Source organism: Chitinophaga caseinilytica, assembly GCF_038396765.1.
Taxonomy (GTDB): domain Bacteria; phylum Bacteroidota; class Bacteroidia; order Chitinophagales; family Chitinophagaceae; genus Chitinophaga; species Chitinophaga caseinilytica.
Genome location: NZ_CP150096.1, coordinates 4,317,636 through 4,334,018, shown reverse-complemented (window position 1 = coordinate 4,334,018; position 16,383 = coordinate 4,317,636). Strand labels below are relative to the sequence as shown.

Sequence of the window (16,383 nt, the reverse complement as noted above, 5' to 3'; positions counted from 1 at the left end):
CGGACTACACCAGAAATATGCTGATCGAAGTATTAAAATCGAAGATTCACCGCGCGGTTATCACGGAAGCCAATTTGAACTACGTGGGCAGCATCACCATCGATGAAGATCTGATGGATGCCGCCAACCTGATCGCCAACGAGAAAGTTCAGGTCGTGAACGTCAACAACGGCGAGCGCCTCGAAACGTATATTATCAAGGGCAAACGCGGCTCCGGCGTGGTTTGCATGAACGGTCCGGCCGCGCGCCTCGTAGCCGTGGGCGATATCGTCATCATCATTTCATACGCCACCCTCGATTTCGAGGAAGCCAAAAAATTCGTGCCCATCGCCGTTTTCCCGAAAGAAGGCAATAAATTATAGTCCGTAACCCGCACATCCTCATTTTTATTATGCCGAAAACGCTCAAAACCATCATACAGTTCGCTGTTTTTCTCGGGCTTGGCATATTAATTATCTGGTGGACGGTGCGGGGCTTCACGCCCCAGCAGATCTCTGAGATCAAAAGCGCCATGCGCCATGGCAATTACTGGCTCCTCATCCCGACCATGATCCTGGGCATCGGCAGCCACTGGGTGCGCGCCATCCGCTGGCGGCTCCTCTTCTCCCCGCTCGGCTACGAACCCAAAAAACTCAATACCTTTTTCGCCGTCATGATCGGCTACCTCCTGAACCTGGCCGTTCCCCGGCTGGGCGAAGTAGCACGTTGCGGGGTGCTTTCCCGCTATGAGAAAATCCCCGTAGACCGGCTCGTGGGCACCATGATCGCCGAGCGCGCCATTGACCTGCTTTGCCTCATCCTGCTGCTGACCGTAACGGTGCTCATCCAGGTGGATGTGGTAGGCGCTTTCGTGAGCCAGTACATCTGGACGCCGCTGTCCGCCAAATTCACCGGGGTGCCGCTGATGACCTGGGGGATCGTTGTGGCCGGGGGCCTGCTCTTCGTCATGCTCGTAGCCTGGCTCCTGCGCCGATTCAAATCCACCAAAGCCGGCATTTCTTTCCGCAACCTCCTCCGCGGCATTGTGGAAGGCATCCTTTCCGTCGGTAAACTGCGCGACAAAGGCTGGTTCCTCTTTTATACCCTGCTCATGTGGGCGCTGTATTTCTCACAGGTCTACATCGCTTTCTGGTGCATGGATGAAACGGTGGGCCTGGGCGCCAAAGCCGCCATGTCTATCCTCGCTTTCGGCAGCATCGGCATGATCGCCACACAGGGCGGTATCGGCGCATATCAATACATCGTGCAGCAGATCCTTGTGCTGTACGGCATTTCCGCCACCATCGGCTTCGCCTTCGGATGGATCATCTGGCTCGCACAAACGGCCCTCATGCTCGTGCTCGGCTTCGGAAGCCTCGCCGCCATCCCGCTCCTCAACAAAAAACCGGCGGAACCGCAGCAGCCCTGATCTGCAACACCCGGAAACCACCTCCCGGCTTTCACACCATACATGGTTTTTGATGCCGCAACCCTGATGCCCGGCACGCGCTTTGCGCTGGAATGCTTTCATTTGCGCAACAAATGAGGGTGGAAATGCGTAATTTAATGGTAAGTTAACACGGCACGGACACCCGGCGACGGGGTTTTCCTCATTTTTGCGATCATTATTTTCCTGGCCTCGCCAACGCTCCAAAAATCATGTGCATCTATGAGAACGGACTCGACAGCCGCCGCGGTATTACCGGCGCCCCTTAAACATAAACCGGTGAAGAAGACGACGAAATTGAAATCGGTCCTTTCGAAGAAGAAGACCATCATAAGGGACATCAGCTGGCTTTCCTTCAACGCCAGGGTATTACAGGAAGCGGCAGACACCACGGTGCCCCTCTATGAAAGGATCCGCTTCCTCGGTATATTCTCCAACAACCTCGACGAGTTTTTCCGCGTGCGCGTAGCCACGCTCAAGCGTATGGTGGCCTTCGGCCGCAGCGCCCGCATGCACCTGGAAGAAAATCCCGAGCTCATCCTCGAAGAAATACAGGCCACGGTGATTTCCCAGCAACAGGAATTCGACCGCATCTGGAAAGAGATCGAAGAAGAACTGAAAAACGAACATATTTTCATCCGGACGGAAAAACACCTCAACCGGGAACAACAGAAATTCGTCCAGAATTACTTCAACGATCATGTGCGGACCAACATCATCCCCCTCATGATCGAATCCATCCCCAACCTGCCCTACCTGCGCGATAAATCCATCTATCTCGCCGTGGTACTGGCCAAAGAGGATAATTCCGTGCGGCAGACGTATGCGCTCATCGAAATCCCCACCACCGTGTTGCCCCGCTTCCTCATCCTGCCCAGCAAGGAAGGCGAGCACGATATCATGCTGATGGAAGACGTCATCCGGTTCAACCTTCCGCATGTATTTTCGTATTTCGGATACGATAAATTCAGCTCGTCGATCATTAAGGTAACGCGCGACGCGGAGCTCGATATCGATAACGACATCGCCACTTCCCTCATCCACCAGCTCGAAAAAGGCATTAAGGCGCGCCGGAAAGGCAAGCCCGTCCGCTTCATTTACGACAACCAGATCGACCCCTACCTCCTCGAATTCCTCATCCGCCGGCTGGGCCTTTCCCGGAAAGACAACCTCCTGCCCGGCGGGCGTATCCATAATTTCAAGGACTTCATGGATTTCCCCGAAGAAGTCTTTACCCGCGAGCGCATGCGCCGCAAAACCCTCATCCATCCCCTGTTCCAGAACGTGCCCAGCGTGATGAGCGTTATCCGCGAGCAGGACGTGATGCTCCATACGCCTTACCATTCCTTCGACACCATCATCGACCTCCTCCGCGAATCTGCCATGGACCCGCAGGTGACCACCATCAAGATCACCGCTTACCGCCTGGCCAGGAACAGCCGCATCATCAACGCCCTCATCAACGCCGTGCGCAACGGCAAACAGGTAGTGGTAGTGCTGGAACTGCGCGCCCGGTTCGATGAAGAGGCCAACCTGAAATGGAAGGAAAGGCTGGAAGAAGAAGGCGTGAAAGTGCTGTACGGCGTGCCGGGGATGAAAGTGCACGCCAAAATCTGCGTTATCAAGAAGCGCACCGGCAACTCCACCGTGCAATACGGTTTCGTGAGCACCGGCAACCTCAACGAGCGCACGGCCAAAGTGTATGGCGATCATTGCCTGCTGACGAGCGACAGGGGCATCCTGGCCGATATCAACCGCATTTTCCGGTACCTCGAAAGCCCCCGGCACGATGAAAAGATCCTCCAGCAATGCAAAACCCTCCTGGTAAGCCCGCACAACATGCGCAAATCGTTCATCCGCATGATCGATAGGGAAATCCGCAACGCGGGCAATAAAAAGGCGGCCGGCATCACGCTGAAGATGAATTCTTTGTCGGACGAGATCATGATCGACAAGCTCTACGAAGCCGCCAGGGCGGGCGTGGACGTGAAACTGATCATCCGCGGCATCTGTTGCGCCTATACGTCGAACAAGAAATGGAAGAAAGACATCGAGGCGATCAGCATTGTGGACGAGTACCTCGAGCACGCAAGGGTCTTCATTTTCCATAACGGCGGGCAGGAAAAGGTATTCATCGCTTCGTCGGACTGGATGGTCCGCAACCTCGACCACCGCGTGGAGGCCGCGGCGGAGATCGTGGACCCCGTGATCCGGCAGGAACTGATCGAGATTTTGAACATACAGCTGTTGAGCAACGTGAAAGTCAGGATCCTGGACAACGAGCAGCGGAATGCCTATAAGCACTCGCCGGGCCGGAAGGTCCGCGCCCAGCTGGAAATTTTCAAATACCTCCACGACAAGACCTATAATTGATGCCGGAATCGTGGAAATCCATGTGTTTTAATATCTTTGACGCATCGGTACACCAAAACCGGGATATGACGGAATGAAGCTTGCAGCTATAGACATCGGATCGAACGCGGCGCGCCTCCTCATCACGGAAGCGTCGCCCAAGGCGAACGGAGAAATGGATTTCACGAAAGTCAACCTCGTGCGCGTGCCCCTCCGGCTGGGCATGGACGTTTTTGCCACGGGGGCCATCTCTGAAAAGAGGGCCGAAAGCTTCGTCAACACCATCAAAGCCTATAAACTGCTGCTCGACGTCTACGAAGTCAAATACCTCAAAACGGCCGCTACTTCCGCCATGCGCGACGCGGCCAACGGCACGCAGATCCTCGAGCGCGTGAAGCAGGAAACCGGCATGGAGATCAAGGTGATCACCGGGCAGGAAGAAGCCAATTACATTTACGAGAACCACATCGCCGAAAACCTCGACAAAACACGGGGCTATCTCTATATCGACGTGGGCGGCGGCAGCACCGAAATGACGTTTTTCAAAGGGAACAGCCTCGTTTTCAAGGAATCGTTCAACATCGGCACCATCCGCCTGCTGCAGGGGAAAGTGGAAGAAAAGCACTGGCAGCAGATGAAAGACTTCCTCCGGCAAAACCTCAAAAATTACGGGCAGCTCGTGGCCATCGGCTCGGGCGGCAACATCAACAAAGTATTTTCCCTCTCCAAAAAGAAAGAAGGCAAGCCGCTCACGCTGGACCAACTGAAGGATTATTACAAGGAATTCAGCAGTTTTTCGGTGGAAGAGCGCATCCATCTTTATAATCTCCGCGAAGATCGTGCAGACGTGATCGTGCCGGCGTTGCAGATATACGTGAACGTGATGCGGTGGACGGATATCCAGGAGATCTACGTGCCCAAGATCGGCCTGGCCGACGGGCTCGTACGCGCCCTCTACAAGGAGATTTCCGCACTGGCCCAACCGTAGATCAAAAAAATGTAGGCAAATCCGGTAAATATTCCAAACTTTGTGCCGCTTCGGGCATTGGGCCCGGCGTAAATACGTAATGCAATGTCTGCTGTAAACAAAGAAATCAAACGCATCACGACGCATGTGCTGCAAAAGATGAAGACGGACGGAGAGAAGATTTCCATGCTGACCGCTTATGACTTTTCCATGGCCCGCATCTTTGACGACGCGGGCATCGACATCCTGCTGGTAGGCGATTCCGCTTCCAACGTGATGGCCGGTCATGAAACCACGCTCCCCATTACCCTCGACCAGATGATTTACCATGCCGCTTCGGTAGTGCGCGCCATCAAGCGTAGTTTCGTGGTGGTAGACCTTCCCTTCGGTTCTTACCAGGGCAACTCCAAAGAGGCGCTCGTGTCCACCATCCGGATCATGAAAGAGACCGGTGCGCATGGCGTGAAGATCGAAGGCGGTGAAGAGATCATCGAATCCGTGAAAAGGATCATCAGCGCCGGGGTCCCCGTTATGGGCCACCTGGGCCTCACGCCGCAGAGCATCTATAAATTCGGCACCTACGCCGTAAGGGCCACAGACGATGCCGAAGCCGAAAAGCTCATCCGCGACGCGCAACTGCTCCAGGAAGCCGGCGCATTCGCCATCGTACTGGAAAAAATCCCCGCCCAACTGGGCAAACGCGTAGCCGAAGCGCTCACCATTCCCACGATCGGCATCGGCGCGGGCAAATATGTAGACGGACAGGTACTCGTGATGCACGACATGCTCGGCATCAACAAGGAATTCAAGCCCCGCTTCCTCCGCCGCTACCTCGATCTGTACGATCAGATCCTGGGCGCTACCAAAAAATACATCACCGACGTTAAAGGGAAGGATTTCCCCAACGACAACGAACAATACTAAGGCCGTGCGCTTTCTTCGAACAAAAAGTGGCCCCTCCGCAGGAGGGGCTTTTTTTATGCGCAAGCCCCAAATTCCACCGCTTTCGTTATATTCGCTTCCGTGAACGCCATGATCAACATACAACTTTCCCTGCTTTCGTACCTGCGCAGCACCTGCTCGCACGTGCCATGATCCCGGCGAACGACCCCGCCATTCGCATTCACCAAAACTTTTTACAAAATCTAAGCTGATGACAACGCTGGAAACAGTATTGAACGGACTCATGAGCCGTTACCAGGAACGCGTTCCCGACGTGGGCGCTATTATCAAGGCAATGGTCCGTGAAGGGATTATCGAAAAAGCCACCGATATCGAAAACGATCACATCGCTTTCCGCACCCTCGGCGTGCCGCACCTCGGAATCCGCTCCCTGGAAAAGATTTTCCTCCATTACGGCTACCGGAAAATGGATTTCTACAACTTCCCGGAAAAGAAACTCGACGCATATTGGTATGCGCCGCCCTCCGATAAATTGCCCCGGATCTTCATCTCCGAGCTCCGTGTGAAAGAGCTCTCGGAAAAGGCCCAGCAAACCATCCACAGCTATACCGACGAAGTGACTTCCGACCCGGTAGACGCCCTGAACCTCGACGATGCTGCAGCCGTGGACCATTTCCTCCATTCCGGCCTCTGGCGCACGCCTACCCTTTCCGACTACCGCCTGCTCGGCGCGGAAAGTGAATACGCGGCCTGGGTGATCTATAATCGCTATTACCTCAACCACTTCACCGTCAGCGTCCACAACCTGCCTGCCGGATACAATACCATCGCGGATTTCAATGCTTTCCTGGAAAGGGAAGGTTTCCGGCTCAATGATTCCGGAGGAAAGATCAAAACCAGTCCAGACAAGGGTTTGCTGCAAAGCAGCACCGTTGCGCGGATGATCGAAGCGGAATTCGACGGCGGTGAGAAACAAGAAATCGCAGGATCGTACGTGGAGTTCGCGGAAAGAAGGGTACTGCCGCAGTTTGCAGGCCTCGCACACGCGGATATCCGCAGGGAACACCGGCGCGAAGGGTTCGAAGCCAACAACGCGGACAAAATATTCGAAAGCACCTATTCGGCGCAAACAGGCAAGAAGGATTGACGGGCGGTTAGTGCGGCAGGCGGTCTTTCCATTTGCCGTACGCCCAGGTGCCGGCAATTGCGCTCAACAGCGTGATGAATACCACGGTGAAACCACTGCCGATCTGGGCGAAAATCGGCCCGGGACAGGCGCCGGTGATGGCCCAGCCCAATCCGAAGATCAATCCGCCGATAACATTGCCTTTGGTGAACGGCTTTTTCCGGACAACGATCTCCTCCCCGCTCATGCTGCGCCAGCCCATTTTACGGATGAGCAATACGCCCAGCATAGCCGTGAAGATCGCCGAGCCGATCACACCGTACATGTGGAAGGATTCCAGCCGGAACATCTCCTGGATGCGAAACCAGGAAATAACTTCCGCTTTGACGAGGATAATGCCGAACAGGATGCCGGCGATGCCGAATTTCAGGTTTTTCATAAGAGCAACCAGCGCATGAGAGGTGGAAGAATGAGGTGCGTCATCGCGAAGCCGCCAGCCATAAAACAGATGGTAGCTACGAGCGACGGCCATTGCAGGGTGGAAATGCCGTAAATGGAATGGCCGGACGTGCAACCGCCGGCGTACCGGGTGCCGAAACCTACGAGGAAGCCACCGGCAACGAAAAACAACAGGCCGACGCCGTTAAAGGCATTGCCCCAGTTGAAGATATCGCCAGGCAGTATTTCATCGAACTCCTGCACCCCGTTGGCCCTCAGGGCCGCTATGGTGGAGGGGTTCAGGGCCACCGGCTCGCCGTTGCCGAGAAACAGCAGCACCAGCAGGGCGCCCAGGGCAATACCGCCGACGAACCAAAGATTCCAGCTTTCTTTTTTCCAGTCATACTGAAAAAACGGAATTTTGCCGGGAAGACAGGCCGCGCAGATGTGCCGGAGCGATGACGAGATGCCCAGCGCCTTGTTGCCGATCAGCATCAGCAGCGGAACAGACAGGCCGATGAGCGGTCCGGCGACGTACCACGGCCAGGGAGACTTTAAAAAGTTCATGAACGAAATTTACAAAAAACACAAGCAAGATGGAGCAGATACTGCAACAATTCGGTATCGCCGGCAGTAACAGCGGCGTATCCACCGGCAGCAACATATTGAAAGCCAATGGTACGGTTATAACCTCCCATTCGCCGGTAGACGGTAAAACGATCGCAAGCGTGACTTGCGCTTCGCGGGAGAATTATGACGAAGTGATCAAAACCGCCCAGTCGGCCTACGAAGCCTGGCGCATGTGGCCGGCGCCCCGCCGCGGCGAGGTGGTACGGCAGGTAGGTGAAGCCCTGCGCGCCAACAAGGAAGCCCTGGGCCGCCTCGTTTCCTATGAAATGGGCAAAAGCCTCCAGGAAGGTTACGGCGAGGTACAGGAAATGATCGATATCTGCGATTTCGCCGTAGGCCTCAGCCGCCAGCTACATGGGCTGACCATGCATTCCGAGCGCCCCGGCCACCGGATGTACGAACAATGGCACCCCTTGGGCATCGTAGGTATTATTTCCGCCTTCAACTTCCCCGTGGCGGTATGGAGCTGGAACTCCATGCTCGCGTGGGTTTGCGGCGACGTCTGCATCTGGAAGCCCTCCGAAAAAACGCCCCTCACGGCCATTGCCTGCCAACATATCGCCGCAAAGGTGTTTGCTGCCAACGGCGTGCCTGAAGGCGTTTCCTGCCTGGTGGTGGGCGACCGCGAGGTGGGCGAATGGATGTCGGCCGACGGGCGCGTGCCCCTCGTTTCCGCAACAGGTTCCACCCGCATGGGTAAGGCCGTAGGCGCGGCTGTGGGCGCGAGATTGGGACGCGCGCTGCTGGAACTGGGCGGCAACAACGCCATCATCATTTCCAAAGACGCAGACCTGGACATGTCGCTCGTAGGCTGCGTATTCGGCGCCGTAGGCACCGCAGGGCAACGCTGCACCTCTACCCGCCGGCTCATCATCCACGAAAGCGTGTATGAAGCCTTCAAAACCAAGCTGGTGAACGCTTATAAGCAACTGCGCATCGGCAATCCGCTCGACGAGCATAACCACGTTGGGCCGTTGATCGACAAAGACGCCGTTCACGCCTATGAAAAAGCGATCGAAGCCTGCAAAAAAGAAGGCGGCAAATTCGTAGTGGAAGGCGGTGTGCTCGAAGGGGCCGGTTACGAATCGGGCTGTTACGTGAAACCCGCCATCGCCGAGGTGAAGAACGAATACCAGATCGTGCAGCACGAAACGTTCGCGCCCATCCTTTACCTCATCAAATTCTCCGAACTGGAGGAAGCCATTGCATTGCAGAACGGCGTGCCCCAGGGGCTTTCGTCGGCCATCATGACGCTGAACCTCCGGGAAGCGGAGCAATTCCTTTCGCAGGCGGGCTCCGACTGCGGGATCGCTAACGTCAACATCGGTACGAGCGGTGCGGAGATCGGCGGTGCTTTCGGTGGCGAAAAAGAGACGGGCGGCGGCCGGGAAAGCGGCTCCGACGCCTGGAAGGCTTATATGCGCCGGCAGACCAATACCATCAATTACAGCACGAAACTGCCGCTGGCACAGGGGATCAAATTCGATTTCTGATTTCCGGTACCAGGTAAACATACGCATCCCTCCGGGCCCTGGCCTGGAGGGATTTTTTTATGCATTTCGTTGCAGAGATGTTTCAAAAAGAAAATTGGATCGAAAACCAGCCCCAACCGGACTAAAAAACCATCGGCCCGGCATCCAGGCGAAAAAGGTGTGAGGGAAACACGAAAAAAAGGTGTGACGGGCAAGAGAATAGCGGGGTTGGAGAACCCCGCTTTTTCGTTAAACGGAAACCATGCTTATGAGAAAGTGCGAGTTGCAGGGTGCAGACTTCGCACTCTCTGAGCCAAATATTACACTTTTTTTTGAAAATTCATATTCAACTTTTGTGCTACCGCTTCCCCTTTATATAAAATATTGACGATCAATACCTCTCCAAACGCGCCTGTATTGGGTTTCAGCGAATTTTTCTTTATTCCGAGCATTTTCGACATTTTTTCGATACTGCCCGCTTTGGCACATACCACGATCGTTTTGCCGGCATTTTTCTCCAGCATTACGTCCAGAATGTGCTCCATGACGGGCTCATCGTCGTCGCAGGCGTCCCGGAAATAGGTCACCTCCTGCCCTTTCGATGCCGCCAGCGGTTTGACGGTTTCGACAAGGCAGGGATTGAAAGGCGCGTACACCGCGCTGATCTTCTCACTTTCAAGGAAATTGACCAGCAGGCCGGCCTGGTCGCGGCCCGTGGCGGTAAGCTGCCCCTGTTCCTGTTCGGCGCAGTTCACGAAAATGACCGTGGTAGGCGCACGGCCTGGGCCCGGATCGGGCGGGCTGGCCCCAAGGACCAGCGTCATCAGAATGGTTTTAATCATGGCGGAAGATTGGGTTTATGAAAAAACTTTACATAGAAGTTTGTGATTTCGTGAAGGAAATGTTAAACCGCTCCGGTTATCCAGCGAAAAAGAGAATCTTTGCGGCTTTTATGCGGATATGGTGAAATTACACAATCTGTCTGGCGGATACGAGCGGTATGTGATCAATGGGGCATTTGAAGGGGCGAATCGGGAAGGCTGGATAAGGCGGAGGGATATAGTTGCCTAGTTGCAATGCAGACCAATAGTCCGCCCGCCAAGCCACTCACCACATCCCGGTAGCTGTTGTAACGCATTTACCATATCTTTAACGAATTGCGGTACCTGAATTGCAAAACAATCTGGAAAATTTGAACAAAACAATGAAAAGCATCTGCAGAGCCCTGGCCGTTGGAGCAAGTGTAGCCATGTTGATCACATCCGAAGGTTACGGACAGTCTAAACCGTCCGTTCCCCAAAACTGGCAGTTGCTGAGTTACGGGACAGACAGTGTGTACGGGATCGGTGTCGAAAAGGCATACCGCGAACTGTTGCAAGGCAAAACCGGGAAAACGGTGATCGTAGCCGTGATCGATTCCGGCGTGGATACCACCCACGAAGACCTTCGCCCCATTCTCTGGAAAAACCCAAACGAAATCCCCGGTAACAATATCGACGACGACGGAAACGGTTATGTAGACGATATCTACGGATGGAACTTCCTCGGCGCCAAAGACGGATCTTCCGTAAAAGAAGACTCCGACGAGGCCACCCGCGAGTTTTACCGCTACCGCCGCCTCTACGGCAACCCGGACTCCGCCCTGAAGCCCGATTCAAAGGAATATGCTTACTGGACGCGCCTGAAAGACCGTAGCCAGAAGCCTTCCACGCAAGCGAAAACCGATTACAAAATGATGCTCAAAGTGCAGGAAAACCTCCTGAAATGCGAGAGCGTCCTCACGGAATTCCTCAAAACCAGCGACTTCACTAAAGAACAGCTCGATACCCTCAAATCTTCGGACTCCGATGTCATGTTCGCCCGCGGGTTCGCCCTGCGCCTGCTCGGCAGCACCGGCGAAGAAGGTATGACCTACCAGGCGCTCAAAACCGACCTGGGAGAATACATCAAGGAACTGAAAAAGAAAGCAGAAGTGACCGGGGCCGAACCCGTAGATAAACGCACCACCATCGTGGGCGACAATATCAACGACATCAACGACCGCTACTACGGCAACGCCGATGTAATGGGCCAGTTCGCCTTCCATGGCACGCACGTGTCCGGCATCATCGGTGCGGCGCGCGGCAATGGCGTGGGAATGGACGGTGTGGCCGATAACGTGCGCATCATGACCGTGAAAGTAGTGCCTGAGGGCGATGAGCGCGATAAAGACGTGGCGCTCGGCATCCGTTATGCGGTAGACAATGGCGCGCAAGTAATCAACATGAGCTTCGGCAAAGGCTTCTCTCCCCAGAAACAGTGGGTAGACGACGCCATCCGCTATGCGCAGGAAAAAGGCGTGCTGCTGGTACATGCCGCAGGTAACGACGGCGCCAACAACGACCAAACGGAAAACTATCCCAAAGATACTTTCGAAGACGGCAAGGAAGCAGACAACATGATTACCGTGGGCGCTTCTTCCAACGGCCGTGTAGGTAGCAAGATCGCGGGTTTCAGCAACTACGGCAAGAAGGAAGTGGATGTGTTCGCCCCCGGCGTGCAGATCTATTCCACTGTTCCCGGCGGCGACAAATACGGCAGCGCCAGCGGTACGAGCATGGCTTCGCCCGTTGTGGCCGGCCTGGCAGCCATGATCCTGTCGTATTATCCCGACCTGAGTGCGCGCCAGTTGAAGCAGATCATCGAGAAATCGGCGACTCCCCTGCCCGGCGGCGAAAAAGTGAACAAACCAGGTGCTAAAGACGAGGAAGTCGAATTCTCCGAGCTTTCCAAATCCGGCGGCATGGTGAACGCTTACGAAGCCATCAAGCTGGCGGCCAAAACCAAAGGCGAGAACGTGAAAAAGAACAAAGCCAAAGTGAACCTGAAAAAGGACTGATTCACGGAAACGTATAAACGGAAACCGGGCGCACCCAATCGGATGCGCCCGGTTTTTTTTCGTGTTTACGTCACCCGGCGAGCTTGTAAGCCGGATTCTGTACGCCTGCCGAAGCAAACGTTGCTGCCATTTATCTGCGACGCACATCACGGTGCGCCTGTATCTGCCTACCCTCGGTCATCAGGCGGGCCGCCTTCAATCGACCGTATACATGGCATTTCAGCACGCAAGGTTTACCCCTGATAACGGTTGCCCGCCACCAGCGTGGGCTCTTACCCCACGTTTTCACCCTCGCCCCGGATCGCTCCGTGGCAGTTATTCTCTGTGGCACTTTCTGTACGCCCGTTTCCGGGCGCCCCACCCGTTAGGTGGTGCGTTGCCCTGCGCTGTCCGGACTTTCCTTCCCTGCATAAAGCAGGAACGGCAGCACCACTGCGCCGGGTGACGTAAAAACGAGCTGCGAAATTACTTAAAAAATATCTCTGTTGCCCCGTAACCGTAGAAAGGATGGTACTGATTCACGAAGAATTTTACTTCCGGAATGGTTTTCAGGATGTCGTGCAGCTCGTCGCGGAGCTTGCCGGTACCCACGCCGTGGATGATGATCATGCTGTGCAGCCGCTGGGAAATGGCCAGGTCGAGGTAATGCTGGAACTCGTTGAGCTGGATGGCCAGGATTTCCAGGGGCTTGAGATCGCGCCAGTTATCTGCCAGGCGGTCGATGTGGAGATCGATCTCATAGCGGGCATCCAGCCTTTCGGGCGACTTGAGCTGGCGAACATCGGTCAGGGTATTGAGTTTCTTCTTTTCCTGCGGCGTGAACCCGAACGAGTCGGTTTCCTGGCGCGGGGGGTATTTGATGAACAATTCGTACTCGATGGTCGCCTTGCCTTCTTCCCGCACTTTCTCCAGCTGCTGGAAGAGCTGTTTCGCTTTGATTTTCCAGGTTTTCGCCAATTCGGGGGCCAGTGTCAGGTCGGCTTCCTTCGGCTGGAATTTGAACTCGAAACGGGCTTTATCGTTGAGCTGGTCGAAATTGAGGTCGGCCAGGTAGATATGCTGCTGCGCGGGGACCTCCTGTTTCAGTTCGAGGAACAGTGTGTTGTTCAGCCAAATCTCGAAACGGTAGGTGTAGGCGCGGTTGGTTTCGTTGAGGAGGTGGAATTTAAGGGTATCCACGACATCGTCCCACCCGTCGTGGCTCCAGACGGGCAGCATGGTGAGGAAAACGCCTCTTTCCGGCTTGTTGACCTTCGGCTGGGGTTTTTCCCGCTTGATTTCCTCCCCCGGCGTCCGTTTGGGCGGCAGCGGGGCCTGTTTCTGGGTAAAGCGGTGGAAATAGGGGAAATCGATCTGGTCGAGGTACACGGGGAATTTGGTGCCGCCTACCTCAACGAGCACCATTTTATCGTTGATGATATCCAGCACAGTCCCTTCTTCTTTGGAATGGAGCAATAGTATCTTGTCGCCTACTGTATATTTCATAGCAGGCAAAATTAAGCAAAGGCGCGGTTACTGCAATCAGGCGGCGCTTTTCTCCGGGTGCGTACGCATATATTCGTCCACCGAAACCCTGCCGCTGCCTTCAACGAGGAAGAACAACAGGCCGAGCAGCACTACGATAGAGAGGCTCATTTCGGGATACACGCTGAAAAGATTGGTGGAAGAATTGATGAAAAATACTGCGCCGATGAGGACCGGGAGGTTGGCGATGACGCCTACGCGGGTAAGCAGGCCCAGTGCGATGAACAGTCCGCCTACGGTGTGGGCAAAAACGATGTAGTGAGCCAGCCAGAACGATACCGCGGTCAAAAATGGCTGTTCCGCGATGCGGGATTTCAGCAGATCGATATTATCGACGAACTGAATACCCTTCCACATGAGGAACAATCCCAGCAAGATCCGCAAACCGTCCACCCATTTGGGATGATGGTTGTCACCCCAGCGTTCTATACGTTGCAGGAGGTTCATAACGAAAGTTTTAGCAGTGAAAAGAACTCTCCCTGAAGTTACGAAATTTCCATGCCATTGGATGTAAATCCTTTGCTATGGCTGTTTGCTTTTGCCAAATTTCACTTGAAAAATCGTCTCTTTTGTTCAGGATTGTTAAGCCCTTTCCAGTTAAAATGCTGGAATGCGTTCATGATCAATTCCCGCTCGTTCCTGCCGATTAGACCCTCAATATTTTCCTTCAAAAATTGCATGATGACAGCTTCGTCGTACGTACCGAAACATGCAATGGGGTCCAACTCCGAAGGATGAGGCGCATCTCCGGACGACAGCATTTTTGCGTTAAACGCCTGCTTTCCGCTCAAATTGCAGGCATAAATCTGGAAACACTGCAATTCGCCTCCTGCCAGTTCATGCTCCGAAAAACTTACATAGATATTGACAGAAACGAAAAACGGGTCTTCCGGCGCGCCCTTCCGGTCAATCATGTGCTGAAATTGAAAGTCATGTACATGGAATCTCATAGGTATTTCTTTAAACAAAAGCGGCGGATCAATCACATCCGCCGCTTCTTTTATTTGATTATCAAATGATTACGCTTTCTTACCCGCCAATTTACTTTTCCAATAACCATACAGGAAATAAATCGCCAAACCAACTGCCATCCAGCCGAAGAACACCACCCAGCTGCGGACGGGGATCTCGATCATGAGGTACAGGCAGCAAAGCATGCCCAATACGGGAATGAGCGACAACCGCTTGACGATCGTAAGCAAGGTGATGACGGTGGCCAGGATGTAGAAAATGACGTACAGCACATGGTCGTGGTCCATCGCGGCAATGCCACTGAAACTCTCGGCGATGCGGTCGCGGAAGAACCAGGTGAACACCCCGAAGATTACGGGCACTATAAACAGGCCGTTGATGTAAGGCAGATTGAACTTCTTCTCTCCTTTCGGCACTTTCGGCAGCATGAGCACGCCGCCGCAAACGAGCACGAAGGCGAACAGGGTGCCGATGCTGGTGAGGTCCGTCACGATGCCGCTTTCCACGAACAGCGAAGGGATCGCCACGATCACGCCGGTCACGATGGTCGAAAAACCAGGTGTGTGGTATTTGGGATGCACTTTGGCGAATTTCTTCGGGAGCAGCCCGTCGCGGCTCATGCTCATCCAGATGCGGGGCTGGCCGATCTGGAACACGAGGATCACGCTGGTGGCGGCTATTACGGCACTGATGGAAATAACGTAGCCGATGGTCTTCATATTCAGCTTGTCGAACACGTACGCCAGCGGGTCGCTCACGTGCTGGAACTCGGAATAATGCACCATGCCGGTGATCACGAGCGTCACCACCACGTAAATGATCGTGCAGATGATGAGGGAATAGATCATGGCACGGGGCATGTCGCGCTGCGGATTGGCGCTTTCTTCCGCCGTGGTGGAAATGGCATCGAACCCGATATAGGCGAAGAACACGGCCGAAACGCCCATCAGCACGCCGTTGAAGCCGTTGGGCATGAAGGGTTGCCAGTTGTCGGAATTGATATGGAACATCCCGATGGCGATCACTATGAGGAGGATCACGATCTTGAGGCCCACCATGAAATTGGCGCTTTTCTTACTCTCATGGATGCCTACATACGCCAGAATGGTGACGAGCACCACGATTATGAAAGCGGGAATGTTGAGGATGACGCGCAAGTTGCCGATGAAGGGCGCGGTGTTCCACGCGTCTCCGGCGGCGGCTTTGGCGGTATTGTAATCGGTAGTGAGGTACGCGGGGAGATGGATGCCCATCCCTTCAAGAACGTTGTTGAAATAACTGCTCCAGGAAATGGCTACCACGATGTTGCCGATGGAGTATTCGAGGATGAGCGCCCAGCCGATGATCCAGGCGGCCATTTCGCCGAAGGTAACGTACGAATAGGTATAGGCGCTCCCGGCCACGGGCACCCTGGAAGCAAACTCGGCGTAGCAAAGCGCGGTAAAGCCACAGGTAACGGCGGTGAGGAGGAACAGGAAAATAACCGCAGGTCCTCCATTAAAAGCCGCCTGCCCGATCGTGGAGAAGATCCCCGCTCCGATCACGGCCGCCACGCCCATCAGCGTGAGGTCGCGTACGGTGAGCACCTTCTTCAGGCCCGACATGTGCGCGTCGCCGTCTCCGGCTTTTGCTTCATGGAGAATGCTGGTCAGGGATTTTTTCCTGAAAAGCGAGTTAGACATTTGTTGCGTTTAA

Annotated in this window: 15 protein-coding genes and 1 other RNA gene; 8 read left to right on the top strand and 8 right to left on the bottom strand. The window is 54.6% G+C overall.

Annotation, left to right across the window (positions count from 1 at the left end; genetic code table 11):
* The first annotated feature begins 17 nt into the window (after positions 1 to 17).
* The 6 genes from panD (at position 18) to WJU22_RS17780 (ending at position 6,795) form a co-directional block, all read left to right on the top strand.
* On the top strand, positions 18 to 362 hold the full coding sequence (panD, locus tag WJU22_RS17805) for an aspartate 1-decarboxylase (protein WP_341839520.1): 345 nt from the start codon (positions 18 to 20) through the stop codon (positions 360 to 362).
* A 29-nt stretch (positions 363 to 391) separates the two neighbouring features.
* Complete coding sequence (locus WJU22_RS17800) at positions 392 to 1,408, top strand: lysylphosphatidylglycerol synthase transmembrane domain-containing protein (RefSeq protein WP_341839519.1); 1,017 nt, start codon at positions 392 to 394, stop codon at positions 1,406 to 1,408.
* Positions 1,409 to 1,705: 297 nt separating this feature from the next.
* Positions 1,706 to 3,799, top strand: coding sequence for a polyphosphate kinase 1 (gene ppk1 / locus WJU22_RS17795; RefSeq protein ID WP_341839518.1), 2,094 nt, complete (start codon positions 1,706 to 1,708; stop codon positions 3,797 to 3,799).
* Between the two features lie 73 nt (positions 3,800 to 3,872).
* A complete protein-coding gene (locus WJU22_RS17790) occupies positions 3,873 to 4,766 on the top strand; it encodes an exopolyphosphatase (RefSeq protein WP_341839517.1) in 894 nt (297 codons plus the stop codon).
* An 84-nt stretch (positions 4,767 to 4,850) separates the two neighbouring features.
* Complete coding sequence (gene panB / locus WJU22_RS17785; protein WP_341839516.1) at positions 4,851 to 5,669, top strand: 3-methyl-2-oxobutanoate hydroxymethyltransferase; 819 nt, start codon at positions 4,851 to 4,853, stop codon at positions 5,667 to 5,669.
* A gap of 229 nt (positions 5,670 to 5,898) precedes the next feature.
* Positions 5,899 to 6,795 (top strand): DUF1338 domain-containing protein, encoded by an 897-nt coding sequence (locus WJU22_RS17780; protein WP_341839515.1) that lies wholly within the window; start codon positions 5,899 to 5,901, stop codon positions 6,793 to 6,795.
* Between the two features lie 7 nt (positions 6,796 to 6,802).
* On the opposite strand, the gene WJU22_RS17775 is transcribed toward WJU22_RS17780, so the two are convergent.
* Together WJU22_RS17775 and WJU22_RS17770 are read right to left on the bottom strand one after the other, a co-directional pair.
* Positions 6,803 to 7,213 carry a DUF6691 family protein gene (locus tag WJU22_RS17775; RefSeq protein ID WP_341839514.1) on the bottom strand — a complete coding sequence of 137 codons (411 nt, stop codon included), beginning with the start codon at positions 7,211 to 7,213 and terminating at the stop codon, positions 6,803 to 6,805.
* Positions 7,210 to 7,779 (bottom strand): YeeE/YedE family protein, encoded by a 570-nt coding sequence (locus tag WJU22_RS17770; protein ID WP_341839513.1) that lies wholly within the window; start codon positions 7,777 to 7,779, stop codon positions 7,210 to 7,212. The genes WJU22_RS17775 and WJU22_RS17770 overlap by 4 nt, the downstream gene beginning before the upstream one ends.
* A gap of 29 nt (positions 7,780 to 7,808) precedes the next feature.
* On the opposite strand from WJU22_RS17770, the gene WJU22_RS17765 reads away from it, so the two are divergent.
* Positions 7,809 to 9,335, top strand: coding sequence for an aldehyde dehydrogenase family protein (locus tag WJU22_RS17765; RefSeq protein WP_341839512.1), 1,527 nt, complete (start codon positions 7,809 to 7,811; stop codon positions 9,333 to 9,335).
* A 299-nt stretch (positions 9,336 to 9,634) separates the two neighbouring features.
* Here the strand turns inward: WJU22_RS17765 and WJU22_RS17760 are convergent, their stop codons facing one another.
* Positions 9,635 to 10,156 carry a hypothetical protein gene (locus tag WJU22_RS17760; RefSeq protein ID WP_341839511.1) on the bottom strand — a complete coding sequence of 174 codons (522 nt, stop codon included), beginning with the start codon at positions 10,154 to 10,156 and terminating at the stop codon, positions 9,635 to 9,637.
* A 362-nt stretch (positions 10,157 to 10,518) separates the two neighbouring features.
* Here WJU22_RS17760 and WJU22_RS17755 point away from each other — a divergent pair, with 362 nt between their 5' ends.
* Complete coding sequence (locus tag WJU22_RS17755) at positions 10,519 to 12,192, top strand: S8 family peptidase (protein ID WP_341839510.1); 1,674 nt, start codon at positions 10,519 to 10,521, stop codon at positions 12,190 to 12,192.
* A gap of 70 nt (positions 12,193 to 12,262) precedes the next feature.
* Here the strand turns inward: WJU22_RS17755 and rnpB are convergent.
* The 5 genes from rnpB to WJU22_RS17730 all read right to left on the bottom strand — a co-directional run bounded on the left by rnpB (position 12,263) and on the right by WJU22_RS17730 (position 16,370).
* Positions 12,263 to 12,633, bottom strand: an RNA gene (rnpB, locus tag WJU22_RS17750) — RNase P RNA component class A.
* A gap of 24 nt (positions 12,634 to 12,657) precedes the next feature.
* A complete protein-coding gene (locus WJU22_RS17745; protein WP_126243545.1) occupies positions 12,658 to 13,677 on the bottom strand; it encodes a Smr/MutS family protein in 1,020 nt (339 codons plus the stop codon).
* Between the two features lie 36 nt (positions 13,678 to 13,713).
* Positions 13,714 to 14,163, bottom strand: a complete 450-nt coding sequence (locus WJU22_RS17740) for a DoxX family protein (protein ID WP_341839509.1) — start codon at positions 14,161 to 14,163, stop codon at positions 13,714 to 13,716.
* 101 nt (positions 14,164 to 14,264) lie between these two features.
* Complete coding sequence (locus WJU22_RS17735; protein ID WP_341839508.1) at positions 14,265 to 14,666, bottom strand: hypothetical protein; 402 nt, start codon at positions 14,664 to 14,666, stop codon at positions 14,265 to 14,267.
* A 69-nt stretch (positions 14,667 to 14,735) separates the two neighbouring features.
* Positions 14,736 to 16,370, bottom strand: coding sequence for an amino acid permease (locus tag WJU22_RS17730; protein WP_341839507.1), 1,635 nt, complete (start codon positions 16,368 to 16,370; stop codon positions 14,736 to 14,738).
* Positions 16,371 to 16,383: the final 13 nt, after the last annotated feature.

Excerpts from the sequence above, each read along its gene's own strand:
- WJU22_RS17775 (WP_341839514.1), bottom strand. The coding sequence starts at position 7,213 with ATGAAAAACCTGAAATTCGGCATCGCCGGCATCCTGTTCGGCATTATC.
- WJU22_RS17745 (WP_126243545.1), bottom strand. The coding sequence starts at position 13,677 with ATGAAATATACAGTAGGCGACAAGATACTATTGCTCCATTCCAAAGAA.
- WJU22_RS17740 (WP_341839509.1), bottom strand. The coding sequence starts at position 14,163 with ATGAACCTCCTGCAACGTATAGAACGCTGGGGTGACAACCATCATCCC.
- WJU22_RS17730 (WP_341839507.1), bottom strand. The coding sequence starts at position 16,370 with ATGTCTAACTCGCTTTTCAGGAAAAAATCCCTGACCAGCATTCTCCAT.
- WJU22_RS17760 (WP_341839511.1), bottom strand. The coding sequence starts at position 10,156 with ATGATTAAAACCATTCTGATGACGCTGGTCCTTGGGGCCAGCCCGCCC.
- panB (WP_341839516.1), top strand. The coding sequence starts at position 4,851 with ATGTCTGCTGTAAACAAAGAAATCAAACGCATCACGACGCATGTGCTG.
- WJU22_RS17780 (WP_341839515.1), top strand. The coding sequence starts at position 5,899 with ATGACAACGCTGGAAACAGTATTGAACGGACTCATGAGCCGTTACCAG.
- WJU22_RS17790 (WP_341839517.1), top strand. The coding sequence starts at position 3,873 with ATGAAGCTTGCAGCTATAGACATCGGATCGAACGCGGCGCGCCTCCTC.
- WJU22_RS17765 (WP_341839512.1), top strand. The coding sequence starts at position 7,809 with ATGGAGCAGATACTGCAACAATTCGGTATCGCCGGCAGTAACAGCGGC.
- WJU22_RS17770 (WP_341839513.1), bottom strand. The coding sequence starts at position 7,779 with ATGAACTTTTTAAAGTCTCCCTGGCCGTGGTACGTCGCCGGACCGCTC.
- WJU22_RS17735 (WP_341839508.1), bottom strand. The coding sequence starts at position 14,666 with ATGAGATTCCATGTACATGACTTTCAATTTCAGCACATGATTGACCGG.
- WJU22_RS17755 (WP_341839510.1), top strand. The coding sequence starts at position 10,519 with ATGAAAAGCATCTGCAGAGCCCTGGCCGTTGGAGCAAGTGTAGCCATG.
- panD (WP_341839520.1), top strand. The coding sequence starts at position 18 with ATGCTGATCGAAGTATTAAAATCGAAGATTCACCGCGCGGTTATCACG.
- WJU22_RS17800 (WP_341839519.1), top strand. The coding sequence starts at position 392 with ATGCCGAAAACGCTCAAAACCATCATACAGTTCGCTGTTTTTCTCGGG.